Raw genomic sequence first — 25,879 nt, 5'->3', positions numbered from 1 at the left:
TTAGTTATAAGTGATGGTATGCATAATCATACGAATGGTGTACTGGTTATTAGGGCCGATGTTTACTTCAGTGCTTTCTGCCGTGCCTTTAATAATTATTTCCTCCCTGCTCTCATCAATCACAACAGTATAGATTAGCAGTCCCTGGTTTGTGTTTTGATCCCAATCGCCGTTTACACCAGCTATCTCAAACCGCGTCTCCTGGCTGTTACCGCTTTGGCTGTATTGTGTCCATACTATATGGTCCCCTGAGACTTCAATTGTTGATTCGATCGGAAATTCCTGTCCATCACTAATTGCTGCCGAACTTTCCAGTTTCATCGCCGAAGGCACTTGAGCCCATGCGCCGCCTGCCAGGGCCATGATACCCAATAGCAGCAGGCTTCTAACTTTAATCATTATAGTATCCATATTCGTATTTTGTAGTGATGTTCTTGTTGTTATCTCTGATATATTCCAGCCTTTGCCGGTCGTCATATTTAAAGTAGGTTGAAATACCATTCGGGTCTGATTTTGATGTGACTCCGATAAAATCATCCACTTTAAAGGTGCTGAACTCTGCGTGGGCATCCGCGGGCATAATCCGTACTTCATCGATGGTGGCGGTACCGCTTATAGTGAGGGAGATGCTACCAACCTCCCAGGTCAGCAATGTCCATGCTGACGGGGCACTTCTTTGAACTCCATTGACCGTTACAGAGCCATTTTTCGCAAAGAGTGATAATTGGTAAGTTCCAGTCGCCAGCCCTCCGCTAAATGTCACGGCTCCTGAATTAAGGTCTTTTACCATCTTACCGCTTATGGCACCCGCATCTTCAAGGGTATTACCGGTTGTCCATGTGCTGCGGGTAAACTCTTCAAAGCTGCAATAATCCACCTGGTCTGGTAAGCTATTTTTAATGGCGGCTATTAAGTTCCTGCCCCTGCCATCCCATAAAAAGGAGGTATTGATTCCTGTCCTCAGGTTTTTGATCCCTGTAAGGTTGCCGCCTGCGTCATGGGTAAAAATCCTGATCGCTTCGTACTGCAAGCTTTCCCTGTCATAGAGGTATTCTTTTTCAGGCACATACCTGCCATCAATTTTTGTATAATCATAGCTGTTGCCCGTAATTACCTGCGGACTTCCATGGTCCGGCATCATTTCGGTATAGCTCTTTACCAAATGAGAATAATTGTAGTCATTGATCATTTGAGCATATACAGTACCTGAAAATTGAGGAGGATACAGGTAATAACTATCTAACTTCCCTTCATTGATACTTTCCGATTTTTTGGTCATGAACTGGTAATGCACCTGGTTCTTGAAGTTGTAGCCTGCAGTGGCATACTCATAAGATGTTTCTTTGAGATATTCACCTCCATTTGGCGAATAACTATATTCACTTTGTTTGACCAGGTGCCTCCAAAATGATCCGTAATTATAATTTGTTTCCGGCATTTTGTTGGAGAAATGGTAGTAATGAAGATACCCCTCTCCATCGTCAAACAGAACCTGTACCTGATCTATCTTAAAAATAAAGCCCGTAGTGTTTTCAGCATATTCATCAGCATACTCATAAGTGGTTTTGCTAACCAGGTTTAGGTCAGCGTCATAGTAAGCTTCCTCTTTTTTAAGGTTCCTTACATCAGGATTGGGGCTGTTTGAAAATTTATGGATGGTTATGCCATTGTCATAATTTTCATTGCCATTCCTGATCACCGCTACTTCAGAATACCCGATATGGTGCCCTTTGATCAATCCAAATGGGTTGCTGCTATATGCTGAAGCTATAAGCTGTCCATCACAAATATCATCTGTAAAATACTTGGGAGAGTAGAATACAGTGGCGCTGGATGTAGGTTCTGGTTCCTCTGAAGAAGATCCAGCACCTGTGGAACCGTCAGTAGGTACCGGGGTAGGCCCATCCCATGATGGCCCATCGCTTATATTTCCTGGCTTAAGAAAGTTTATATAGTCTTTGTAATAACGAAACTCCGTAACCACAGGATTATTAGGGTCAACAGGATCATAGTCCGTAATTCTCTTAATGCGGGCACCCCCGTAATATTTGTCTTTAACAAGGTAATTATCAATAACCTGATAGTAATCTATAGATGCCTTCGCTGTTATACCATTTAGTTTTTCGCCCACCATGGCTACCAATACATAATTCCCCGCGGGCAAAAATTTTTGAATTGCAGGGTTGAAGCTGATTGGTTGGTGTTTATCCACAACAGGCCAGTTATATAGCCGTGCTCCTATCGGTTCTCGATAATCCCCGGATGGTGATATGGAAGAACTGATTTTTACATATTGTCCCTCATTAATGGTAAACCTCATTAGCCTTACATTAGGCATGCCATCCGCAATCTCCGTGTCGCCGTCATTCCACAGTTCTCTAAATGCAAGCTCAGCGGCTGACATAGTGCCATGATGCTCTATATCGCTTTTAGCAGTTACATCAATTATTTTCGCTTGTTTATAGTTATCGACATAACCCTGACCCGAATGGGCTTCAAACTCAAAAATAGTTGAGCCTCCTGTTGGATATGTGATTTTATTAAGCAGGCCAACTAAACTATACACATTACTCGTTTCCCGGTTAGCCGAGGCCAAACCATTGTTTATAAATTGAGACTCATACGCTTTAGGTAATTTTGGAATAAAAGAATTATTTGCAGGTTTGCCCTGTCCGTTCCAGTATCCCCAATGATCTGACATATAGCCATATTGAGGCAGTGTATTACTATTATATTCAAATTGATAGGCCGGTTTACCTGTCTCTTTAACAGCAAGCAGCTTCAGTCGGTTGCTACTATTACAATCAGCAGGATTACCATATACTCCGTATGAAAAATCAATATTTTTGATCAAGGATGGGGTTCCCTGATACTGGGAAGTAATAATTATATTATTGAGCCTTCTCAAAACAGGTGTGTAGTTCACTACTCTTTCACATGATCTGCCCACCGTGGAATTTAAAGCTACCCTGATATACCTGTCATTTTGCACCTCAATATTCGGGTAATAGGATATGGTATTTAAATAAAGGGTTGTTACCTGATCCGGATCATCAGTCTCTATATAAGGAGCTGGATATTCGCATGAACCATAATTACCTGTACCCTGAAGTGTAGTGGTACTCACTTTATACATATTTCCATTATCAACTACATGAGTTCCATTAGAGCCGTAGTTAAAAACTACTTTCTCATGCGTACCAGGGCTTTCAATAGTACTTAGATACCAGGCAGATACTAAAAGGCCGTTAGATGAACGGGTATCATTGGTTTCTTTATCCGAAAAAGTGTACCTGAGTCCATCAGGGGTAGTTATGATCCAGTTGCCATTAGTAGTGCCATCAAAAGGATGCTGAACCTTAACATCCTGAAAAGGAGAGACCATGGGGTAAAACTCGAAACTGGTGCCGTCATTTATATATTTAAAAGTGATTGTGCCTGAGTAACTACCGAAATTAAAAGTAAAAGCATCAGGGGCCAGGTCCAATTCTCCGCTGGCAACGTCAGTCTCAAAATCATATTTGGGATGATTTACAAAATTACTGGTGGTATAAACCTGATCTTTCAGGGTTTCCCACCTGTCTCTCTGGTTAAAATACCCTTTGTTATGTTCATCCGGCCTGCCGCGAACAGTTCTTGCTATTACTCCGCCGGCCGTTAGTGTCCACCCCAGACCGACCCAACTGGCCACGTCTTCCACCTTATGTCCTTTTGCATCATAGGTAAGGCCAATCGGAAGTTCTATGGCTTTCCCGGCTATGGTATGTAGAGGAATTGAAATATTTGGAGTACCTGTATTATAACTAACCGGGGTATTTCCATATTTCGCAATGTTGGAGGCTTCCGGTGATGGCGGAATTACATCTACATAAACAGGGCTTACCTGTCCAAAAGTGATGAAACTACAGATCAAAAGACTTGCAGTAAACAATCCGTACTTAATCATATTTGATTGAGTTAATATTAATAGTTTCAAAAATGTTTGGCATTATCAAACCAATTTCAAATCTTCTTGATTGAATAATATTCCATTAGCTTATTCAGATATATCTAAATAAGTGTATTTTCAGCTCCATTGTAGCAGAAACTGAAAATGGTAAACAAAGCTATATGGGGAAATAGCTGGAATAAGCATTTGTAAAAGCCCTCCAGCCAATTTTTTGTAAAAGAATCGAGATTCTTTTACAAAGAGGAACTAAATAAAGTCAAAATCTAATATTTTAATTAAAGCCAAAAATTCCGACGCAATTTAAACATGGAATATTTAAAATCCAAAGTGCGATCCTCAAAAAAATCGTTTGAGAAAAAAATTATAATAGCTACATCTACCTGCTAAAGCAAAACTCATCTTCAAAATAACTTAACTCTCCCTTCACATCACTCTTCAATAATTTGCTACCTTTGCGACTTAATTTTTGACAGCACTAGGCGTGAAAGCAGGCGACCTGTTAAAATTGTACAAAGCGGATAGCATTATCCAGACGATAGCCGAGATAACCAAGGCTAATGAGGATCGCCATGTCCAGGTCAAAGGGTTGACAGGTAGTTTGGACGCTGTATTGATTGCAGCACTTTATCAAATCAACCACCAAAACCACCTGATCGTATTGCACGATAAAGAGGAAGCTGCGTACTTTCACAACGACCTTCAAAATTTACTTTCAGGAAAGGAAGTACTTTTCTTCCCCACTTCTTATAAAAGACCTTATGAGTTTGAGGAAACCGAAAATGCTAACGTACTCATGCGTGCAGAGATCCTCAACCGGGTAAATCACAAAGCATCGTCAGGTGAATTGATTGTCACCTATCCGGAGGCCCTGACAGAAAAGGTTATCAACAAAAAATCGCTGACAAAGAACACTTTTTCTGCTAAAGTGGGTGAGGCCGTAAACGTTGAGTTTCTCAGTGAGCTGCTCATGTCATACGATTTCGAAAAAACTGATTTTGTTTACGAAGCAGGTCAGTTTGCCGTTCGCGGTGGTATCATCGACGTTTTTTCGTATGCTCACGACTTACCCTATCGTATAGAGCTTTTTGGTAATGAAATAGACAGTATCCGCACTTTTGATCCTAATTCTCAGCTTTCGGTAGATCCGGTTAAAGAGATAAACCTGATCCCTAATGTACAAACCAAACTGATCCATGAGGAACGCCAGAGTTTCCTGGATTTTCTTCCCAACAATACAAAGATCTGGTTTAAGGATTATCAGCAAACACTGGATGTGATCGATGGTTACTTCAAACGGGCAAAGGAAAGCTTCGATGATATTTTGAAAGCCAGTGGGGAAACTCAGGTTATATTAAATCCTCAGGACCTTTTTGAAACCTCCAAAACTTTTGAAAGCCAGGCCATTCCTCTGGTTAAAATTGAATTCGGAAACCGCTTCTATTTTAAGGCATCGGAAACTTTCTCCTTTGAGTCTGAGCCACAGCCTTCATTCAATAAGAATTTTGAACTGTTGGCCAAAAACCTGAATGAAAATCAGGACCAGGGTTTTACTACGCTTATCGCTTCCGATTCTCAGCAGCAATTGCTGCGGCTTCATTCGATATTTGAAGAGATTGACCCAACGATTGACTTTCAGGATCTTAATGCCAGCCTGAGACAGGGGTTTATTGATAAAATTTTAAAAATCGCCTGTTACACTGATCATCAGTTATTTGAGAGGTTTCACAGATACAAAACCAAGGATAAGCATTCCAAATCCAAGGCCCTTACACTGAAGGAACTTCGTACCCTGCAACCTGGTGATTTTGTCACTCATATAGATTATGGTATAGGAAAATTTGCAGGTCTGGAAAAGCGTGAGGTCAATGGCAAAATACAAGAGGCAATCAGGCTGATCTATCGGGATGATGACTTACTTTATGTGAGTATTCACTCACTGCATAAAATTTCCAAGTATACCGGAAAGGAAGGTACACCACCTTCCATAAGTAAATTAGGTTCCCCGGAATGGGAAAACAAGAAAAAAAGGGTCAAGAAGCAAGTTGTAGATATTGCCAAAGATCTTATAAATCTTTACGCCAAGCGAAAGCAGGCACCTGGATATGCATTTTCGAAAGACAGCTTCCTGCAGGCGGAGTTGGAATCTTCGTTCATCTATGAAGACACACCAGACCAGGCAAAAGCTACGGCCGATGTAAAAGAAGACATGCAGCAACAGCACCCGATGGATCGCTTGGTTTGTGGTGATGTAGGTTTTGGAAAAACGGAAGTGGCTATAAGGGCAGCATTTAAGGCCGTAACAGATAATAAGCAGGTAGCAGTACTTGTGCCGACAACGATCCTGGCCATGCAGCACTACCGCACTTTCAAAGACCGGTTATCCGATTTTCCGGTAAAGGTTGAATATATTAATCGTTTTAAGAGCAGCAAGCAGATTAAGGATACGCTGAAAAGGGTTAAGGATGGTGAAACAGATATTCTTATCGGTACCCATCGGATAGTCAATAAAGATGTCCAGTTTAAAGATCTGGGCTTGATGATCATTGATGAGGAACAAAAGTTTGGTGTTAAGGTAAAGGAAAAGCTGAAAGAGATGCGGGTCAACGTTGATGCACTCACACTAACTGCCACACCGATTCCCCGTACGTTGCATTTTTCATTAATGGGAGCACGTGACTTAAGTATTATTTCTACACCACCACCCAATCGCCAACCAGTAACTACTGAGCTTCATACTTTTAACGAGGAAATTACCCGGGACGCCATTAGCTTTGAACTAAGAAGAGGAGGACAAGTGTTTTTTGTCCACAACAGGGTAAATGACATTGAGGGGGTAGCAAACATAATCATGCGATTGGTACCTGATTCGCGTGTAGGTGTTGCTCATGGACAAATGGACGGTGCCAGTTTAGAAAGGGCCATGCTCAAGTTTATTGAAGGTGAATATGATGTATTAGTTTCGACCAACATTATAGAATCCGGGTTGGACATTCCTAATGCCAATACCATAATCATTAATTCCGCCCACATGTTTGGTTTGTCAGACCTGCACCAAATGCGTGGCAGGGTGGGACGAAGCAATAAAAAGGCTTTCTGCTATTTGTTAACACCACCAACTATCGGTCTTTCATCAGATGCACGAAAAAGATTGAGTACACTGGAAGAGTTTTCCGATCTGGGTGATGGATTCAAAGTAGCTATGCGTGATCTTGATATCAGGGGAGCAGGTAATCTTTTGGGAGCTGAACAAAGTGGCTTTATCTCGGATCTGGGATTCGATATGTACCATAAAATACTGGACGAGGCTGTACAAGAGTTAAAAGAAACCGAGTTTAGAGACTTGTTTGTAAAAGAGCTTTCAGAAACCACTAAGGTTTTGGTCCAGGACTGTAACATTGAAACCGATTTGGAGGTAATCATTCCGGAAGATTATGTAAATAACATTTCCGAACGTTTAAGCCTCTATTCAAAGCTGGACAATATCAAAACCGAGCAGGAGCTGGAAAACTTCAGAAGCTCAATCATCGATAGGTTCGGTCCTATCCCTGAATCAGTAAATGAATTAATAGAAACTGTACGCCTCAGGTGGTTAGCGGAAAAACTTGGCTTTGAGAAACTTACGTTGAAAGGAGAAAAGATGAAAGCTTATTTCGTTTCATCTGACAAAGAGGAGTATTTTAAATCCGCGATATTTGGACGTATATTGGCGTTTGCACAAAGTAATTCTAAAAGGTGTCGATTAAAAGAAGTGAAAGATAAGCTGATTCTCACAGTCAATGAGGTATTGACTGTGAATCAGGCGATATCTCTACTTTCCGGTATTGTTCAAGAGGAAAAATCAAAAGTTTAATTCTGAAATACTTATGCAGTTTAGGTATGGATCCAGATCTGCTGTTTCTGTAAAAGCTTTTATACCCATAACTTTATTTTCATAAGGTGCATAGCAAACTTCGATGAAATATGAGTCTACGTGATAAAGGTAGAATTTTTTCTCATCCTCAACTCTGTAGATCATATAGTCTGCAAAGATAGTGATGTAATCACATTTTTTGTCGAAAGGTAAAATCTGGAAGTCATTTAGAGGTATCATAGCCAATGTAATTTTTTAGTTCTTACCTCTACAGAGATAAAGACTGTGCCATTGGCTTAAATGCCCTAAAATGTAAAATTTAAAGGTTGAGAGAATCAAAAACAACTCATTTTAGGATAGCGATTCCCAAAATGGGACGTGACTTATCGTGTATTATGTCCGTCTATCGCCGGTTTCTGAAAGTTATCGTCTATTTCTACATCTCACCCTGAATAGGAACTTAGAAGCTCATCAATTCTTTAAATCGTTGAGTCTGCCTTCTGGAGACATCCACTTCATGTCCACCTTTCATATAAATCTTAATGCTTCCGCTAAACCAGGGTTCTATTCTTTCGACCCATCTCAGGTTAATAATCTGCTGCCTGTTCGCCCTGAAAAAGGTTTTAGGATCGAGGCGAGACTCCAGGTAATTGAGTGTACGTGGAATCATAGGCTTATGCTCATCAAAGTAAAGTTTGGTGTAGTTTCCGTCTACCTCAAGCATACGCACGTTGGCTAGCAAGACAAACCAGCAATTATCGCCGTCTTTCACAAAAACCTGGTCATTTTCTGTCATGCGTGCCTCGTCGCCTTTTTCCTTTTGCTTCTCTCTCTTCTCTGCCACCTTGCTTACGGCTCCGGCAAGTCTGTCTTTTTGTATGGGTTTTTGGAGATAATCCAGCGCATTGTATTCAAATGCTTTAATGGCGTATTCATCATACGCTGTGGTAAATATCACTTCCGGAGAAGATTCAAGCTCCTCCAAAAGTTCAAAGCCATTTTTACCGGGCATTTGAATATCCAGAAAAATGAGGTCGGGTTTATCGGCCTCTATTTTTTCCCTGGCCTCCATCGCATTTGCAGCTTCACCTATTACCTGCACGCTATCAAATTCTTTCAGTAGTCTTTTCAGCTCATTTCTTGCCAATCGGGAATCATCTACTACAAGTGCTTTCATAATATTATTAAGTTAATGGAATCGTGAATTTAGCTGACACAAAATTACTGTCCAGATTTTCAATTTTAAGATCGGATAATTTGCCAAAAAGCAGCTTCAATCGGTCTGAAGCATTTTTAAGTCCGATACCGGTGCTGTCTTCGCACTTTTTAATTTGCCCGGAGTTGATAACCTCAACCACGAGAGTGTCTTTTTCCAATGAGGATTTGATGTTGATTATTCCTCCCTGAGGCAAGTCTGAGATACCATGTTTTATTGCATTTTCCACGAGAAGCTGTACGGCCATCGGTGGAATTTTAAGTTCCAGAGTTTCAGGTTTTATCTCCAACTTATAATTTAACCGATCTTCAAACTGAATGGATTCAAGATTAAGGTAGTTTTGAACGATCTCCAGTTCATGCTCGAGACTTACTCTCTCCATATTATTAAACTGTATCGAATATCTCAACAATCCAGACAAGTGGGTTATCATATCTCTGGCCTTTTCCGGGTTTTCTATAACCAGAGATCTGATATTGTTGAGGCTGTTGAATATAAAATGAGGATTAACTTGAGATTTTAAAGCTATAAGTTCGGCATCCTTCACAGCAGCTTCAAGTTTCCATTTTTCAACTTCACTTTTCTTGAAGTTGATAAATATCTGAAAAAGAAAATAAATGAGAGACCAGCCTAGTGTCATTACAGACAGGTTAAATACTATTACCAGGGCAATGAACCAGGTAAGTTCCTGACTCTTCTCTACATTAAAGAAAGTTTTATTAATAGGCAAAATAATCAGCGCCCAGATAAGAGCAATAAAAAATGAGGAAGCAATAACCCGAATGGCCAGCTTAAAAATTCCAAGCTTTACCCATTCATGCTTTTTTATGTATAGGCGGTAAAAATGAGTAAGTAAAAATCCAACTACAACAGTATTTAAATATCCGGCAAATACCTGCCATTGAAAATTGGTGAAATATCCGGCTATTATGCTATATATAATAAAAAATAATGTCCAGCCAAATAACTGAAATATCCAGTAAAGCTTATTCCTATCTATGTTATCAATGGTAATCATCCTGGTTCATTACATCCAATGTTGGGATTTAATTAAAAACACTGCTCAGCAAAAATCTATTTTCAAAGATGAGGAATTTTATTTATGCCTTTTTAATTAATAATTCTACGGTTTGTGAAGGCGGTAAATGGTAAAAAAAGGTTGGTAGTGCAGACTTAATTATTTTAATAGATAATAATATAATACTTTTGCAGTTATTTACTAACGACCTGATTAGCGTGAATCGGGTGATTAACACAAACTTCATATTCAAAAAATTACAATTTCTGTAATATTTGTCGAAGAGAAATGTTATTTTGCCTGCTCATAAACTTGTAAGTGACGAGTTTATATCACTATATTAGTAGTTGCATTTGATTTTTTTGAATAAATAGAACAGGTATGAAAAGAACTGCAAGCTTTTTTAAGAGTGCTTTGTTAGTTGTCAGTGGTTCAGTTTTACTTACTTCTTGTTTCCTAGGCGGAAGCAGTCGGCCCACCAGTGTACACCCTGGTGCATTAAGTACTGCCACAGGTTTGGCTTATAATGATGAAGACAATAACGGTTTTATGGTGAATCCATATAGTGGACAACCAGAAGGCCCTAACTTGGTTTTCATAGAAGGTGGTCGTGCAGTAGTTGGCTCGTATGAAGAAGACATTTTGAACAGAAGGGATAACCTGGAGAGAACAGTATCGGTTGCTTCATTCTACATGGATGAAACTGAAATTGCCAATATCCACTGGTTAGAATACCTTCACTATCTAAACGTTTCTGATTCATCTAGAGAGGTATATATCGCCGCATTACCCGATACATCTGTTTGGGTAAGTCGTTTGGCGTATAATGACCCGTATGTTGATCACTATTTAAGATATCCTGGCTTTAGATATTTCCCGGTTGTTGGTGTTAGCTGGGTACAGGCAAATAACTATGCAGAGTGGAGAACCCGAGCTGTAAACATGAAGCTTGCAGAAAATGCCGGTGAAGAGTACGCCGAAACCGACGGAAGAATTCCTTTGGAGTCAGGTGTTGTACTTCCTAACTACAGACTTCCTTCAGAAGCTGAATGGGAATACGCAGCTACTGCTTTGATCGGTACTCAGTGGCTTGATGAAAACCAGACACACCAAAGAGTTTACCCCTGGGATGGCCACGCCCTAAGAAATCCCTACGGAAAAGAAATGGGTTACTTCCTGGCTAACTTCAAAAGAGGTCGTGGTGACTACGCCGGTATAGCAGGTAAACTGAATGATGGTGCATTGATCACTTCATACATCTATGAGTTCCCTCCCAATGATTTCGGTCTTTACAACATGGCCGGTAACGTAAGTGAGTGGGTACTTGATGTATACCGTCCTATGTCATTCCAGGATTTTGATGATCTCAATCCTATCCGTAGAGATGGTTATATGGATGAGACAAGAAACATTGCTACTGGTGAGCAGTACTACAACAGTGATATAGAAAACAACCCTGAAGGCTTCACTTCACTTATTACAGATGAAGCCAGAGTCTACAAAGGTGGTTCCTGGAAAGATGTAGCATACTGGATGTCTCCAGGTACCAGAAGATATCTGGATCAGGATTCATCAACAGCTACTATCGGCTTCAGGTGTGCAATGATCAGAGCAGGATCTAACTACTAAGAAGTAAATAGATAAAAATACAAGCCCCGGTTTCTAAGAAATCGGGGCTTTTTTAATGCTTCAAATTTAAAGTGAACCAGATTTATACGCAGCTTTAATAACAATCTGAAAAAGCACACACCCAAATGATTTCAGCAGCAAGCTTCATATTTTGAGTTTTAATATTTATGAGCCGTCCCGGAATCCAGAAATATTTGGTGGAGTAAACATTGATAATTCAAATGAGCTCCTTTGGCTGTCTAAGGTTTAACCGTAGTTAACAAACTCGGAGCGATAGGTACAGGTCCGCCCAATTTGAAAACGGTAACGTTATTCGTTTTGTTGGCTATTCGTCATCCATTAGTTCAAGACAGGTTTATGAATCCTAATTCTACTTTGCTCGAGGCAACCTTAATCGGAGAATAGATTATATTTAAAGTTGAATTAATGATTCATAGCATAAAGGCTGGCAAAATACCAGAATGATTGATTTCTGATTTTTACCCGTTCATGACAGATATTTAGTCTGATTTTATTTCCTATTATCTAATTTCCACACATAGTATTGTATTTTTATGCGCTAGGAGTTATTTTCAATTAAACCATATCTCGTAGATACTTCTAAATAATTACTCAGAATATCAAACAACACACCCGATAGGTTCGATGCAAAGCATATATTTTCGGGCTCCAAATTAATATTCCGTATATTACCTCTTCTAATTTAGCCAAATAAATGCAACACTCGATTAATGATGGATTATCAAGCTAACGTAAACAACGGCTATACTAAACTTTGAAAGTTTGGTAAAGCTTATTGCAGCCGCAGTACAGCTCGCAGTTAAATACTTAGCATAGAAACAAACACTAAGTGTAATATTCAGCCTGAACACACGAATTATTCAACAGACTTTTCTACATCGCTATTTCTGTCGTTAACTATATTAGAGCGAAGGTGCTTGCCATTTTTACTTTGAGTGTATCGGGGTCATGTTCGAAAAAAGATTGGAAATTATATAGTTAAGCAAAGTTTAGCAAGAGCAGTCACATTATTGGCGCACCTCGTAATAAGCAGTACCATAAAATACATCTCCAGTAGTATAATTCGAAAGTAATACAATTAGAAACATTACTGGCTGTTTATAAAATAACTAATAAGTATTATGAAACTTTTCCAGGCAGAATTTCTCACTTTAGAAGGTATTGACAAATCTGAAATTTTCAATAGTGCCGCTTTCTTCTTACGATATTAGAACAAGCCTTTTTAAACCTTATAAAGAATAAATTTATAAATCAAATACGGTAATCTAAATTTTCACAGTAAAGTTTGAGATAAAAAGTCAAATACTAAATTCAAAAAGGCAGGAAACCATGAGGTAGAATAAAAACTAAAATTCGTCTAAAAAACACTTTTTACGAATAATTTTTAAGGATTTCAGAGATAATTTATATAAAAATTAGAAATTAGTCAATTTAAAGCCCTTATACGTAGCGTATATAACCTATACCTGACCAATGACCCATTTAACGCTAAAATAAGGCCTTCAGGCGCGGCTTGAACGGAGGCTCACAAGCAAGATTTGCTCGAAAATATTTGCAAATTTCAAAAATTATTTTGCCGCGGCTATAGCCGCCACACCAACCGATTTGCATCCGGAATCCAACAATGCTTGTGCACAAGATTCCAAAGTCGATCCGGTGGTGATGACATCATCTACAAGTAGCACCCTTTTTTCTTTTACCTCTTCAGGCTTAGAAACAACAAAGATGTTATCTACATTTTTCCATCGTTCTATTCTGGACTTTCTCGTTTGGGTAGAAGTTTTAACATTTCTCGTTAAGGCATACTCTATCACTGGGATACCTAATACTTCTCCAAGCCCTGATGCAAATACAGCACTTTGATTATAGCCTCTTCGCCTGAGTTTGGTCTTATGTAATGGTACAGGTACTATTAAATTATATACTGACTGAATTTCCATGCCTTTTAATACATGGCCATACTTACGGCCAATTAATTCGCCCAGTTCTGGCTTATTATGATACTTAAGTCTATGCAAAAGCCGTTGCGCACGCCCACTCTTGGTAAATTTATAAAAGGCAATCGCGTCTTGAAGATGGACTTTGCCATAAAACTTAGCGGCTATATAATTACTCTTGTCCAGGTGGCTTGCGGTCTTTGGTATCTCATAATCGCACTTCAAACAGACCATTTCCTCACCTTTTACAAGGCTATTGTTGCAGGCCATACAGTATTTTGGAAAGAACAATGAAATGAAATCATTTAGCATTAGCTTATAATAGATATATTTGCAACTATTTAAATGCCCAAATTAATGAATAAAGTAGAAGAATTTAATGCATACCGGAGCAAGATGAACGAAAAGATTCTTGCTGCTGATAATAAAGTTATAAAAAGAATTTTCAACCTGGACACCAATACGTATGCCGAGGGGGCGCTAGATACTAAAACGAAGGAGCTATTAGGTTTGGTAGCTTCAATGGTACTCAGGTGTGACGACTGTGTTAAGTATCATCTTGAAAAGTGTTATGACCTGGAGTTTACCAAGGAGCAGGTATTTGAGGCGTTTTCGGTGGCAAACTTAGTAGGCGGAACTATAGTTGTCCCTCACCTGCGCAGAGCTGTAGAATTCTGGGAGGACTTGGAAGAAAACAAAAAATGATTAAAAGGGACCTTGAACTTGATCGTGCATGGGCGGCCCTGCTAGCTGAACTGGAAAAGGTTGTTGGCAAACGGCCCAAAGACCTCAATGCCGTACTTTTTCTGATCGGTGTACAGGAGCTGGGGAAAGGCAAAAAGGTGTTTGATAAGGAAGAAAAGCAAGATCTTATGCACATTGCCATTTGCAAGGTTCTCAGTCTCTCTGGATTCTACGAATTAGAAGGACTTGATGAACAGGGGTGGCCGCATTGGAAACTCGTAAAGAAATTACCACATTTTGATCTTCTTGAACAGGAGAAGTTATTGAAAATGCATGTGATAGAATATTTTGAAAAGGAAGTTGGCCTTGAAATGAACTATAAGGGTTGATTTTGGTTTGAAATGTTTATAAAGGATTATATTTAACCTAGAGACAAAATGCAATTCAAACTCTGATTAAATTAAATTCGTATAATCTATACTCTGCAAGTAGAAATCGTGTATGACTGATAATGAACGTCACATCAAGGCTAATCTTAGATCGTACAGGAGAAAATATTATCTTAACCTCGCTCTCCGAGGTTTAATAATTTCTCTAGGGCTTACTTTGTCCATATTTCTTGTTCTCAACACATTAGAATACTCTTTTAGATTTAGTTCAGTAATAAGGGCCATACTGCTCTTCTCATTTATCATCACCGGCTTCTATACCATGACGGTGTATGTCATTCTGCCCTTATACCGGATGACCAGTGGAAAGCATGGTATTACCAATGAGGAAGCAGCATTAAAAATAGGGTCCGTATTTCCGGAAATAGGTGATAAACTTCTGAATGTCATACAGTTACAAAAATATAAGGGTGGACTTGTAGAAGCCAGTATCAGTCAGAAAGCTGAAACGATCAGGAAGTACCATTTCAAAGACGCTGTCAATATTGGAGAGAACAAACGTTATTTAAAGTACCTGCTTGTTCCTCTGCTCATCATAGTACTCGTATTGATTTTAAGTCCCGCCTTCATTACCACCAGTTCCTCCAGAATTATCCAGTTCAACAATGAATTCGTACCTCAGGCTCCATTCAATTTTAACCTTGTAAATGAAGAGCTTCTTGCTTTTAAAAACGAGGATTTCACTGTTTCGCTAGAATTAAATGGTGAAGCTATCCCTGAAAACGCTTATATTCTTAATAACGGCAGAAAGATAAAAATGTCCAGGGACGAGAGCGGTGTATATTTGTATACATTTAGGAAGATCCAAAATGATCAGGGTTTCCAATTTGAAGCAGCAGGATTTACTTCCTCGGCATACGATATCAATGTTGTTAACAGGCCAAACTTAAGAAGCTTTAATGTCTACCTTGATTATCCTAAATACCTGGGCAAAAGCAACGAAACCCTTAATAACGTTGGTAACCTCCAGATCCCGGAAGGAACCTCTATTAAATGGCAATTAAAGACCATAGAATCTGACGAGGTATCCGTAAACTTTCAGGCTACAGATCAAAGCTACAAACTCAAGCCTGCGGATAATTCGCTGTTCGAATTTGAAAAAACTTTTAAAAAGTCGCAGATATACAGTATCAACCTTAAAAATGAGTACAGCGAAAATAAGGAGAAGATACTTTATAAGATAGATGTGATACCCGATCAGCATCCTCAAATTGATCTGAGCGTATATCCGGATACCACTTTATATTCATTTATCGCACTCGGTGGCAATATTTCCGACGACTATGGTCTTACAAAACTGAAATTATTTTATCAAGTCTTACAGGGTTCGAAAGAATCATCATTTAAGTCCATTAATATCCCTATATCACGCACACAAAATCAGCGCTATTATTACCAATGGTCTCTGGACTCACTAGGACTGACAGAAAATAGCTCTGTTAAGTACTACCTGCAGGTTTGGGACAATGATGGGGTAAATGGTCACAAAGCTTCCAAAACAGGCACTTACATGTTCCGGTTGCCTTCAAAAAAGGAGATAAAGCAGGATATAGAACAAACTACCAGCGAGACTCAGGAAAGCATTGATAAAACTATTAATGAAGCCAAAGAGCTTAAAGAAAAAATAGATAAAGCCGAAAAGAAGCTCAAAGGTCAAAAAGAAATGAGCTGGCAGGATGAAAACCTGCTCAAAGACATTATTAAGAAACGTGAAGAGCTAAACAAGGCTATTGAAGAACTCAAGGAGCAGAACAGAAGTAATGAGCTTAAAAGAGAACGCTTTTCCAAACAAGACGAGCGTATTAAAGAAAAAGTTGAGCAGTTACAGGATCTAATGGATGAACTGCTGGATGAGGAGACAAAAAAACTATATGATGAGCTACAGAAACTTCTGGAAGAACAGAGTGAGATAGACGATATTCAGGATGTACTAGATAAGCTAAACAATAAGGAAGACAATCTCGAGAAAGAGTTAGAGCGCACCCTGGAGTTATTTAAAAGAATGAAGTTTGACTACAAGCTCAATGAGGCTATAAATGAGCTGAATCAACAGATTGAAAAGCAGGAAGAGTTAATAAAAGAAACTTCAGATAAAAATAAGGAAAACGAAGAACTTTCTGAGAAACAACAAGAATTACAAGAACAATTTAAAGAATTCAAAGAGGAAATGAATTCGTTAGAGGAGCTTAATCAGGACTTAAAAAACCCTGAATCTATGCCTGACATGCAAGAACAGGAACAAAACGTAGAGCAGGAGCAGCAGCAATCCAAAGAATCCCTGGACAAGAACAAAAGGAAACAATCCAAGGAGTCCCAAGAGAAGGCCAAAGAGCAAATGCAGAAAATGGCCAAGCAAATGGAACAGATGCAGAGCAGTATGGAAATGACAATGATGCAGGAGAATCTGGATGATCTAAGAGACATTGTACATAATTTGCTGAAACTGTCTTTTGACCAAGAGGAACTGATGAAAGAATTTTCGGAAGTAAACCAAAGTGACCCTCGCTTTGTAGAATTAGGTCAGCAGCAGTTAAAATTAAAAGATGATGCAAAGATAGTGGAAGACAGTTTACTCTCGCTGGCCAATAGAGTATTTCAGATTGCTTCTTTTGTAACCAGAGAAGTTGGCGATATGAACAACCATATGGATAAAAGCATGGAGGCCATTAAAGAGAGAAAAAAGCCCGTTGCAGTTTCTGAACAGCAATTCGCCATGACCTCGATGAATAACCTGGCCTTATTACTTGATGATGTTCTTCAGCAAATGCAAAACGCCATGAGTGATGCTATGGGCAAACCACAAAAGGGGAAGGGAAAGGACAAAAGTCCATCATTAAGTGAATTGCAAAAACAGCTAAACGGAAAAATAGAAGATCTGAAGAAAAGCGGAAAATCCGGAAGAGAACTATCTGAAGAACTGGCCAAACTGGCCGCAGAGCAAGAGCGTATAAGGCAAGCCTTGCAAGAGATGCAGGAAGAAGCAGGTGAAGGGGACGGCGGCAAGAAACCTGGAGATGGCATACCACAAAAAATGGAGGAAACAGAAATCGATCTTGTCAACAAAAAAATTACGCAGGAAACCATTAAACGCCAAAGAGAAATACTAACAAGATTATTGGAGGCGGAAAATGCTATGCGAGAGCGCGAGCTGGATGAGGAGAGAAAAGGAGAGACCGCTAAGGATTATGAAAAGGCTCTTCCAAAAGCCTTCGAAGAATATTTTAAGATGAAAGAAAAGGAGATAGAACTGCTAAAAACAGTACCTCCTAAACTATACCCATATTACAAAAAAGAAGTTAACGAATACTTTAAAAGACTAGGCAAAGAATCTAACAACTAAATCAGAATGAACACCATTAAAATTCAGATCCCTTCCCTCACAGAGAACATCCGAATGATCGAAAGCTTTATTGATAATGCGAAGGAGAAGTTCCAGCTAGATGACGACATTTATGGAAACATTATGATTGCCGTTACTGAGGCAGTCAACAATGCCATCAAGCATGGGAACCAACACGACAAATCAAAAAATGTTGCGCTATCGTTATCTCTGCAAGATGGTCAGATCAGGTTCACTATAAGTGATGAAGGCCAGGGATTTGATTACAAAAATTTACCAGACCCTACGGCACCGGAAAACCTTGAGAAACCTGGCGGTAGAGGTATATTTCTTATGAAGCATCTTTCAGATGAAGTCAATTTCATGGAGGAGGGTAAAGTAGTTGAGCTAAACTTTTATATAAGCTAATGCAAGTCGTTAATTTCTTTAAAGAAGACATAGACTTTAAACTCATCAATGAGGATTACATAAGCAACTGGATAAAAACTATCATAGAGAAAGAAGGCTTCGGACTACAAGAACTGAATTTCATATTCTGCTCCGATGAGTATCTATATCAGATGAATATAGACTATTTGAACCATGACACCTATACCGACATTATCACCTTTGATAACTCTGAAGAGGACGAACAAATAGAAGGAGATATATTCATCAGCATCGACAGGGTGAGAGATAATGCCAACAGTATTAAATCCCCTTTCGAAGATGAGCTGGCCCGGGTTATAATCCACGGTGTATTACATTTAATGGGACACAAGGACAAAACACCCGAAGAAGAAAGGGGTATGCGTGAAAAAGAAGAAGCTTGTTTATCTTTGCGCCCTTGAAGTGAGTAGCGCTACTGTTCCACGTGGAACAGTAGGTAGACACTAAACTTGATAACGAATTCAGAAGTAATATAGAATGAGATGTTCCACGTGGAACACTAATATTTAAAATGGAAGATTATGTTTCCGGAGTATGATGTAATAGTAGTAGGGGCAGGCCATGCCGGATGTGAAGCTGCGCATGCTGCTGCAAGAATGGGATCAAAGGTGCTTTTGGTCACTATGAACATGAACACTATAGCACAAATGTCTTGCAACCCAGCTATGGGTGGCGTAGCTAAAGGACAAATTGTAAGAGAAATAGATGCTTTAGGTGGTATGTCGGGTATAATATCTGACAAATCAATGATTCAGTTTAGGATGCTAAATAAGTCTAAAGGCCCTGCTATGTGGAGTCCACGTACGCAGAATGACAGAATGAGGTTTGCCGAAGAATGGAGATTAACCCTGGAAAGCACTCCAAACGTAGACTTTTGGCAAGAGATGGTTACAGGGATAGTAGTAGAGAACAATAAAGCTATTGGTATCACTACAGGAATGGGTATCCAAATAAAAGCTAAAGCAGTAGTACTCACCAACGGCACATTTCTTAATGGTATCATTCATATAGGAGAGAAGCAATTTGGTGGTGGAAGAACCGGTGAACATGCTGCAAAAGGAATAACTGAACAGTTAGTTTCCCTTGGCTTTGAAGCCGGTAGAATGAAGACAGGTACACCGCCAAGGGTAGATGGAAGATCTTTAAATTACTCTAAAATGGAAGAGCAGCAAGGGGATGAACTTCCTGAGAAGTTCTCATTTAGTTCAAGTACAAAGCCCCTTGAACAACAAAAAAGCTGCTTTATAACCTATACCAACAATGATGTTCATGAAACATTACAGACTGGGTTCGACAAGTCTCCAATGTTCAATGGGCGCATCCAAGGCGTAGGGCCAAGGTATTGCCCCTCTATTGAAGACAAAATCAACAGATTCGCTGAACGTGAAAGACACCAGATATTTGTGGAACCTGAAGGTTGGAATACGGTAGAGATATATGTCAATGGATTCTCTACTTCATTACCTGAAGATGTTCAATACAAAGCACTAAGGCAAATAGCTGGTTTTGAAAATGCAAAGATGTTCAGACCAGGCTATGCCATAGAATATGATTACTTTCCTCCAACACAGCTCAGTCTAACCCTAGAAACAAAACTTATAGAAAACCTATACTTCGCAGGGCAGATCAATGGTACAACAGGATATGAAGAAGCAGCATGTCAGGGATTAATCGCTGGTATTAATGCTCATAAAAAAGTAAAGGAAACGGAGCCATTCATACTAAAGCGTTCTGAAGCCTACATTGGAGTTCTCATTGATGATCTTATTAATAAAGGCACAAAAGAACCTTACCGCATGTTTACTTCCAGAGCAGAGTTCAGAATTCTACTTCGCCAGGATAATGCAGATATAAGATTAACTGAAAAAGGACATCAGCTAGGCCTTGCTTCAGATGAAAGACTGGAGAACATGCTCAATAAGAAAAAGGATGTAGCCAGACTCATTAATGATCTGCAGCAAAAAAGAGTGGAACCAGAAGATGCCAATGAAAGCCTGACTTCCCAGAACTCTGCACCCATTAAACAACGCATACCAGTGATAGGTCTGGTAAAGCGTCCGGAATTAAGCATTAATCATCTAAAAGATCTTAACAACGATTTAAAAATTTATCTGGACAAATATCATCAGCACGTATTAGAACAGGCTGAGATATTGATAAAGTATGATAACTACATTGATAAAGAAAAACAGTTGGCCGATAAGATGGAGCAACTGGAGGGTAAGAAGATAAGGAAGGACTTTGACTACGAAAATATTAAAGCGCTTTCTTCAGAAGCAAAAGAAAAACTAAAAACAATAAAACCTCAAACCATAGGCCAGGCATCCAGGATCAGCGGAGTATCACCCGCAGATGTTTCCGTACTAATGGTCTATCTGAGTAAATAGAAGTATGCTTGAAAGATTAAATGCCTGCCCGCTATGTGATAGCGGGCATTTTAATAACTACCTAACCTGTAAAGACTATACCGTTTCAGGAGAAGAATTCAATCTAGTAACATGTACTAATTGTTCCTTCACCTTTACCAATCCACGTCCTAAAGCAGAGGATCTATCTCAATATTACCAGTCTCAGGATTATATTTCTCATAGCAACAAATCCAATAGTCCTGTTAACATTATATATAAAATAGCCAGGAACTTTACTTTAAATAAAAAAGTAGCGCTAATTAATTCCCTCAATAAAAAGGGTAGCATGCTGGACATAGGTTGTGGTACAGGTCATTTCATATCTGCATGCCAAGAGGACGGTTGGGCAATCAATGGTGTAGAGCCTGATGAAAGTGCTAGAAAAATGGCTACCGATAAAACCTCCATAAATATTTCAGCAGATTTAAAGGATGTGGAACAAACAGAATTTGACGTTATAACTATGTGGCATGTTCTGGAACATATACCAAATCTCAATGACTTCATGCAGATGATGGTTGATAAACTAAAACAATCTGGCAAGCTCATTGTAGCCGTTCCAAATTACAAAAGCCATGATGCCCAGTATTACAAACAGTATTGGGCAGCATATGATGTACCCAGACATTTATACCATTTTGATCAGGAAAGCCTGGGCAGACTGGCAACTAAATATCAACTTAAAATCAATAAAATATTGCCAATGACTTTGGATGCTTATTATGTAAGCCTGCTTAGCGAAGCCTACAAAGGTGCTGGTATACTCAAATTTTTTAAGGCACCCATACGTGGGTTCATCTCAAACCAAAAGGCAAAAAACAATAATTTCAACTATTCAAGTTTAATATATATACTCAGTAAATAATGAACAGGATCACTTCCGGCATACTCCTTCTTAGTGTTGCCTTATTCTCAGCTTGTGCAAATCAGTCAGCTCCAACTGGTGGTGAAAAAGATGAAGTACCTCCAGTATTGGTATCTTCCATACCAGCCCAGGGAGAATTAAACTTCAAAGGAAAGGAAATAGTATTAACCTTTGATGAGCTCATCAAAACAGACAATCCAAAAGAACAATTTCTTATCACACCCAGAATAAAGGATGAATACGAAATAAAATACAGGAAGAATAAAGTAATTATAGAATTTGAAAAACCTCTCCAGGACAGTACTACATATTCCATTAACTTCCGCGAAGGAATTAAAGATCTAACGGAAGGTAACCCTGCCGATACACTCAAACTGGCATTTAGTACAGGTAGCTATTTGGATTCTTTAAGCCTATCAGGACATGTTTATGATCTAATGACCAATACTAACGCTAAAGACGTAACCATAGCCATATATGAAGCGAACGACACCCTTGATGTATTTAACAGTCCACCAGTATACTATACCAAGACAGATGCAGCAGGACTATACAACATTGACAATTTAAAGAATGCATCCTATAAAATCTACGCATTTGAAGACAAGAATAAAAACCTGACCTTAGAAAGTAAATCAGAAAAGCATGGATTTATTTCTGAAACGGTCAAACTAGATAGTAATATTTCTAAACTTAATATTCCAATACAGTTGTTGGATGTTCGTGATTTGGAACTGCAAAGCACAAGAGCCTCCGGCACTACATATAATCTTAAATATAACAAACATGTAACAGATTATGATCTTAAAAGTATTGATACAACAACAGTAGTCTACAGCAACTTCGTTGATGTCAGCCACAATACAATACAAATCTTCAACTCTGACAAATACAGTGATACTCTGGCAATATCTATACGTGCCACTGATTCACTCCAACATGATATATTCGATTCTGTCAGGTTTAAATTTGAACCCACACAACGCAAACCTACTGACTTTACAGTGAAAGCAACGCTTCCCAAAGTAATTACAAAAACTCCAACTTTCAGCGCCACTCTCAAATTCAGTAAACCTGTAAAAAATATAAACTACGACAGTATATACTTATACCTTGACACTGCAAATATCTTATACTTCAAACCACAGGACCTGGAGTGGAACCAATACAAGGATGAAGTATCCCTGACTTATGAAATTGATCCATCACTATTTGTTAACAAAGATGACATAAATACAAATACCGGCTCACGAGCTCAAAGTAGAAAAGCCGAGAAGGTGCCTGCAGACAGAGAGGTACCAAACCCGGACAAACGAAACACACCTAATAAGAAAGAACTCTCAGGCAGGCCGGACAACAGGGAAGTCCCTAAAAATGAGAACATGTCACAACAAGAAGATGCATCACTGAAGGATAGTCTGAAACAGCAACCTCCCACACCAAAGCAACCTCACTTCTATACAAGTGCAGGCAGCTTCATAAGTGCTGAATCAGACTCCAGCAAAAGGATAAAGGAAAACCTTTCATTTGTAAAACCAGATCAGTTAGGGGTATTACTTATCGAGGTACAAACAGATAGCCAGCATTATTTTGTGCAACTAATAAACACAAAAAACCAGGTAGTAGCCGAAGAAGTTAACGGTAAAACATTTCAGTTCAAAAACATTGAACCAGGAGAATATAGAGTTAGAATACTTGTGGATAGCAACCTGAACGGTATCTGGGATCCCGGGAACGTTAAAGCTAACGAAGAGCCGGAACCCATTATCTTTTACCAAAATAGTGAAGGTAATGAAATACTTACCCTTAGGGCAAACTGGGAACTTGGCCCCAACGTTATATCATTCTAGGTGTGGATAACTGTGGATTAATGCTGTGGAAATCTAAACATAACATGTTCTTAACTTAAATATCAGCCTCAAAATCAGAATCAGGTGTTGATTAATAAAACAAACTCAACTTGTTAATTGGAAAATCCACAGACTTATACCGCGACCTTAAACTATCCACATTTGAAGACATTCGATGTGAATAACTTATAACTTTCATATTTTCAGTAAGTTACAAGGTTAAACAGTTGTGGATAACATATAGATAATGATCAAAACATCCACAACTTTAAAAAACAAGATATAAATTAAGTATTTATCCACGTATCCACATGATAGTATATAATAATAATTTTAAATATATAATAGTATATATAATATAGGTGTGTGTGAATTGTTAATAAATGGATCTATGAAAAATTTTTTGATCTTAGGCTTACTCATTATTATTTCCTTAACAGCCAGTGCTCAATCACAGGAAGTCAGGCTGGCCAACGAATATTACTCTCAGGGAGAATATGAAAAAGCAAAAAAGCTTTATGATGATCTAACTCGAGATCCGGATAATATCCCACTTATCCACAACAATTATTTTTTCCTGCTACTGGAAATGACAGAATACAATGAGGCAGAAAAATATATTAAACGCCTCATCAAAAAATTTCCTAACAATCTCTATTATCAGCTTGACCTGGGAGTGCTGTTAAAAAATTCTGGTCAGGAGACTCAGGCCCAAAAATATTTTGATGATATCATAGATGAAATTAAGTATGACAATTATCGTACGCGCATAACCGCGGACTATTTCGTTAACAAGCAACTTACTAATATGGCCATCCGAACTTTTAAGGAAGCTCGAGATGCCATCAACAATCAATATGCGTATGCTCTGGAGATGGCTAACATTTACCGCATTATGAACGAGAAAGATTTAATGGTGCAGGAGTATCTCAATTATGTTAGCCAGAACCCTTCAAACCTTAACTATGTAAAAAATACGCTGCAAAGTCTGCTCGCCAAACCTGAAGAACTTCAGAGCTTGGAAATGTTACTTTATGACAAAATTCAAAATGAACCGAACAGTGAAATATACAGCGAGCTGCTTATATGGGTAAACCTTCAGCAAAAGAATTTTTACGGAGCCTTTATTCAGGCTAGGGCTATAGATAAGCGATTAAGAACTGAAGGAAGCCGAAGTATTAACATTGGTCTTATGGCCCTGGATAACAACGATTATAATAATGCAATTAAAATATTCACTTACATAATAAAGGAATTTCCTGGTACTTATAATTATCTGCTGGCCAAGATGTATCTTATCAAATCATACGAAAAACGGGTAAGAAATACCTATCCAATTGATGAGCGTGAAATAAGAAATCTTATTAATGATTACAATAATTTTATAAGTGAGCTTGGGATTACACGAAATACTCTTGAAGCTTTGCGCAATAAAGCTTTGCTTCATGCTTTCTATTTGGATGAAAAAGATTCAGCTATTACCATCTTAAATGAAATAATAGAAACTCCGAGGGCCAATCCGGATATAAAAGCAAGATCAAAGCTGGATTTAGGAGATATCTACATTTTAACAGAAGAACCTTGGGAATCGACATTGCTTTATTCTCAGGTAGAAAAATCACATAAGGAAGATCCGCTTGGATATGAGGCGAAACTAAGAAACGCAAAACTATCATACTACAAGGGCGAATTTCAATTAGCTCAGGAGCACCTGGATATATTAAAACAAGCCACAACCCGTGAGATTGCTAATGATGCCATGGCGCTGAGTTTGTTGATAAAGGATAACATAGCTTTTGATAGTACTGAAACGGCAATGAAAAAATTTGCCGCAATAGAATTAATGCTTTTCCAAAATAAAATAGCGCCGGCGCTTCGCGCCATTGAGGCTATGCGTGAGGAATATGAAGGCCATAGTTTGTCAGATGAGCTCCTATGGAAAGAAGCAGATATACAGAAAAAACTTGGCCATTTTGAGCTCTCGATATCACTGCTACAAGAAATTGTAGATAAATATGATGATGACATACTTAGTGATGATGCTTACTTTACCATAGGTTCTATTTATGACAGGCAGCTCAATGATCCGGAAAGAGCCATGGAAATATACAGAACATTCTTAACTAAGTATCCAGGAAGTGTATATGTAGCAGAAGCAAGAAAGCGTTTCAGACAACTTAGAGGTGATTACAATAGCCTTGAGGGCAAATTGCAAAACAGCGAATTATAATAAA

At 38.7% G+C, this 25,879-nt stretch carries 17 protein-coding genes; 11 read left to right on the top strand and 6 right to left on the bottom strand.

All coding sequences use genetic code 11. The annotated features are described in order from the left end of the window. Together LVD17_RS08915 and LVD17_RS08910 are read right to left on the bottom strand one after the other, a co-directional pair. Window positions 1–411 (bottom strand): hypothetical protein, encoded by a 411-nt coding sequence (locus LVD17_RS08915; protein WP_233766194.1) that lies wholly within the window; start codon window positions 409–411, stop codon window positions 1–3. Beyond that, window positions 392–3,946, bottom strand: a complete 3,555-nt coding sequence (locus LVD17_RS08910) for a hypothetical protein (protein WP_233766193.1) — start codon at window positions 3,944–3,946, stop codon at window positions 392–394. Before LVD17_RS08910 ends, LVD17_RS08915 begins: the two co-directional genes overlap by 20 nt. 484 nt (window positions 3,947–4,430) lie before the next feature. On the opposite strand from LVD17_RS08910, the gene mfd reads away from it, so the two are divergent. Continuing rightward, a complete protein-coding gene (gene mfd / locus LVD17_RS08905) occupies window positions 4,431–7,799 on the top strand; it encodes a transcription-repair coupling factor (protein ID WP_233767944.1) in 3,369 nt (1,122 codons plus the stop codon). Here mfd and LVD17_RS08900 read toward each other — a convergent pair. The 3 genes from LVD17_RS08900 to LVD17_RS08890 form a co-directional block, all read right to left on the bottom strand. Then, window positions 7,788–8,039, bottom strand: coding sequence for a hypothetical protein (locus tag LVD17_RS08900; protein ID WP_233766192.1), 252 nt, complete (start codon window positions 8,037–8,039; stop codon window positions 7,788–7,790). The two genes, mfd and LVD17_RS08900, sit on opposite strands and share 12 nt — an antisense overlap. Window positions 8,040–8,259: 220 nt before the next feature. After that, window positions 8,260–8,976 (bottom strand): LytR/AlgR family response regulator transcription factor, encoded by a 717-nt coding sequence (locus LVD17_RS08895; protein WP_233766191.1) that lies wholly within the window; start codon window positions 8,974–8,976, stop codon window positions 8,260–8,262. Window positions 8,977–8,983: 7 nt separating this feature from the next. Further along, on the bottom strand, window positions 8,984–10,033 hold the full coding sequence (locus tag LVD17_RS08890) for a sensor histidine kinase (RefSeq protein ID WP_233766190.1): 1,050 nt from the start codon (window positions 10,031–10,033) through the stop codon (window positions 8,984–8,986). Window positions 10,034–10,414: 381 nt separating this feature from the next. Here LVD17_RS08890 and gldJ point away from each other — a divergent pair, with 381 nt between their 5' ends. Further along, window positions 10,415–11,662: a gliding motility lipoprotein GldJ gene (gene gldJ / locus LVD17_RS08885; RefSeq protein ID WP_155173859.1), complete on the top strand. Its 1,248-nt coding sequence runs from the start codon at window positions 10,415–10,417 to the stop codon at window positions 11,660–11,662. Window positions 11,663–13,251: 1,589 nt separating this feature from the next. On the opposite strand, the gene LVD17_RS08880 is transcribed toward gldJ, so the two are convergent. Then, window positions 13,252–13,890 carry a ComF family protein gene (locus tag LVD17_RS08880; RefSeq protein WP_233766189.1) on the bottom strand — a complete coding sequence of 213 codons (639 nt, stop codon included), beginning with the start codon at window positions 13,888–13,890 and terminating at the stop codon, window positions 13,252–13,254. A gap of 87 nt (window positions 13,891–13,977) precedes the next feature. Here LVD17_RS08880 and LVD17_RS08875 point away from each other — a divergent pair, with 87 nt between their 5' ends. From LVD17_RS08875 to LVD17_RS08835, 9 genes are all read left to right on the top strand, one after another. Further along, window positions 13,978–14,325, top strand: a complete 348-nt coding sequence (locus LVD17_RS08875; RefSeq protein WP_233766188.1) for a carboxymuconolactone decarboxylase family protein — start codon at window positions 13,978–13,980, stop codon at window positions 14,323–14,325. Further along, window positions 14,322–14,693 (top strand): hypothetical protein, encoded by a 372-nt coding sequence (locus LVD17_RS08870; RefSeq protein ID WP_233766187.1) that lies wholly within the window; start codon window positions 14,322–14,324, stop codon window positions 14,691–14,693. The genes LVD17_RS08875 and LVD17_RS08870 overlap by 4 nt, the downstream gene beginning before the upstream one ends. A gap of 112 nt (window positions 14,694–14,805) precedes the next feature. After that, window positions 14,806–18,093, top strand: coding sequence for a coiled-coil domain-containing protein (locus tag LVD17_RS08865; RefSeq protein WP_233766185.1), 3,288 nt, complete (start codon window positions 14,806–14,808; stop codon window positions 18,091–18,093). 6 nt (window positions 18,094–18,099) lie between these two features. Then, entirely contained in the window at window positions 18,100–18,501 is a 402-nt protein-coding gene (locus tag LVD17_RS08860; RefSeq protein ID WP_233766183.1) for an ATP-binding protein, read from the top strand. Then, window positions 18,501–18,923, top strand: coding sequence for an rRNA maturation RNase YbeY (gene ybeY, locus LVD17_RS08855; RefSeq protein ID WP_233766182.1), 423 nt, complete (start codon window positions 18,501–18,503; stop codon window positions 18,921–18,923). Before LVD17_RS08860 ends, ybeY begins: the two co-directional genes overlap by 1 nt. Before the next feature lie 120 nt (window positions 18,924–19,043). Beyond that, window positions 19,044–20,909, top strand: coding sequence for a tRNA uridine-5-carboxymethylaminomethyl(34) synthesis enzyme MnmG (mnmG, locus tag LVD17_RS08850; RefSeq protein ID WP_233766180.1), 1,866 nt, complete (start codon window positions 19,044–19,046; stop codon window positions 20,907–20,909). A 4-nt stretch (window positions 20,910–20,913) separates the two neighbouring features. Then, complete coding sequence (locus tag LVD17_RS08845; RefSeq protein WP_233766179.1) at window positions 20,914–21,795, top strand: class I SAM-dependent methyltransferase; 882 nt, start codon at window positions 20,914–20,916, stop codon at window positions 21,793–21,795. Beyond that, entirely contained in the window at window positions 21,795–23,645 is a 1,851-nt protein-coding gene (locus LVD17_RS08840) for an Ig-like domain-containing domain (RefSeq protein ID WP_233766178.1), read from the top strand. The genes LVD17_RS08845 and LVD17_RS08840 overlap by 1 nt, the downstream gene beginning before the upstream one ends. A gap of 391 nt (window positions 23,646–24,036) precedes the next feature. After that, window positions 24,037–25,875, top strand: a complete 1,839-nt coding sequence (locus tag LVD17_RS08835) for a tetratricopeptide repeat protein (RefSeq protein ID WP_233766177.1) — start codon at window positions 24,037–24,039, stop codon at window positions 25,873–25,875. Window positions 25,876–25,879: the final 4 nt, after the last annotated feature.

This window comes from Fulvivirga ulvae (assembly GCF_021389975.1).
Lineage (GTDB): Bacteria > Bacteroidota > Bacteroidia > Cytophagales > Cyclobacteriaceae > Fulvivirga > Fulvivirga ulvae.
This window is presented reverse-complemented; position numbering and strand designations above follow the sequence as displayed.

Excerpts from the sequence above, each read along its gene's own strand:
- LVD17_RS08875 (WP_233766188.1), top strand. The coding sequence starts at position 13,978 with ATGAATAAAGTAGAAGAATTTAATGCATACCGGAGCAAGATGAACGAA.
- LVD17_RS08900 (WP_233766192.1), bottom strand. The coding sequence starts at position 8,039 with ATGATACCTCTAAATGACTTCCAGATTTTACCTTTCGACAAAAAATGT.
- LVD17_RS08910 (WP_233766193.1), bottom strand. The coding sequence starts at position 3,946 with ATGATTAAGTACGGATTGTTTACTGCAAGTCTTTTGATCTGTAGTTTC.
- LVD17_RS08895 (WP_233766191.1), bottom strand. The coding sequence starts at position 8,976 with ATGAAAGCACTTGTAGTAGATGATTCCCGATTGGCAAGAAATGAGCTG.
- LVD17_RS08890 (WP_233766190.1), bottom strand. The coding sequence starts at position 10,033 with ATGATTACCATTGATAACATAGATAGGAATAAGCTTTACTGGATATTT.
- LVD17_RS08870 (WP_233766187.1), top strand. The coding sequence starts at position 14,322 with ATGATTAAAAGGGACCTTGAACTTGATCGTGCATGGGCGGCCCTGCTA.
- ybeY (WP_233766182.1), top strand. The coding sequence starts at position 18,501 with ATGCAAGTCGTTAATTTCTTTAAAGAAGACATAGACTTTAAACTCATC.
- gldJ (WP_155173859.1), top strand. The coding sequence starts at position 10,415 with ATGAAAAGAACTGCAAGCTTTTTTAAGAGTGCTTTGTTAGTTGTCAGT.
- mnmG (WP_233766180.1), top strand. The coding sequence starts at position 19,044 with ATGTTTCCGGAGTATGATGTAATAGTAGTAGGGGCAGGCCATGCCGGA.
- LVD17_RS08835 (WP_233766177.1), top strand. The coding sequence starts at position 24,037 with ATGAAAAATTTTTTGATCTTAGGCTTACTCATTATTATTTCCTTAACA.
- LVD17_RS08840 (WP_233766178.1), top strand. The coding sequence starts at position 21,795 with ATGAACAGGATCACTTCCGGCATACTCCTTCTTAGTGTTGCCTTATTC.
- LVD17_RS08880 (WP_233766189.1), bottom strand. The coding sequence starts at position 13,890 with ATGGCCTGCAACAATAGCCTTGTAAAAGGTGAGGAAATGGTCTGTTTG.
- LVD17_RS08865 (WP_233766185.1), top strand. The coding sequence starts at position 14,806 with ATGACTGATAATGAACGTCACATCAAGGCTAATCTTAGATCGTACAGG.
- LVD17_RS08915 (WP_233766194.1), bottom strand. The coding sequence starts at position 411 with ATGGATACTATAATGATTAAAGTTAGAAGCCTGCTGCTATTGGGTATC.
- LVD17_RS08860 (WP_233766183.1), top strand. The coding sequence starts at position 18,100 with ATGAACACCATTAAAATTCAGATCCCTTCCCTCACAGAGAACATCCGA.
- LVD17_RS08845 (WP_233766179.1), top strand. The coding sequence starts at position 20,914 with ATGCTTGAAAGATTAAATGCCTGCCCGCTATGTGATAGCGGGCATTTT.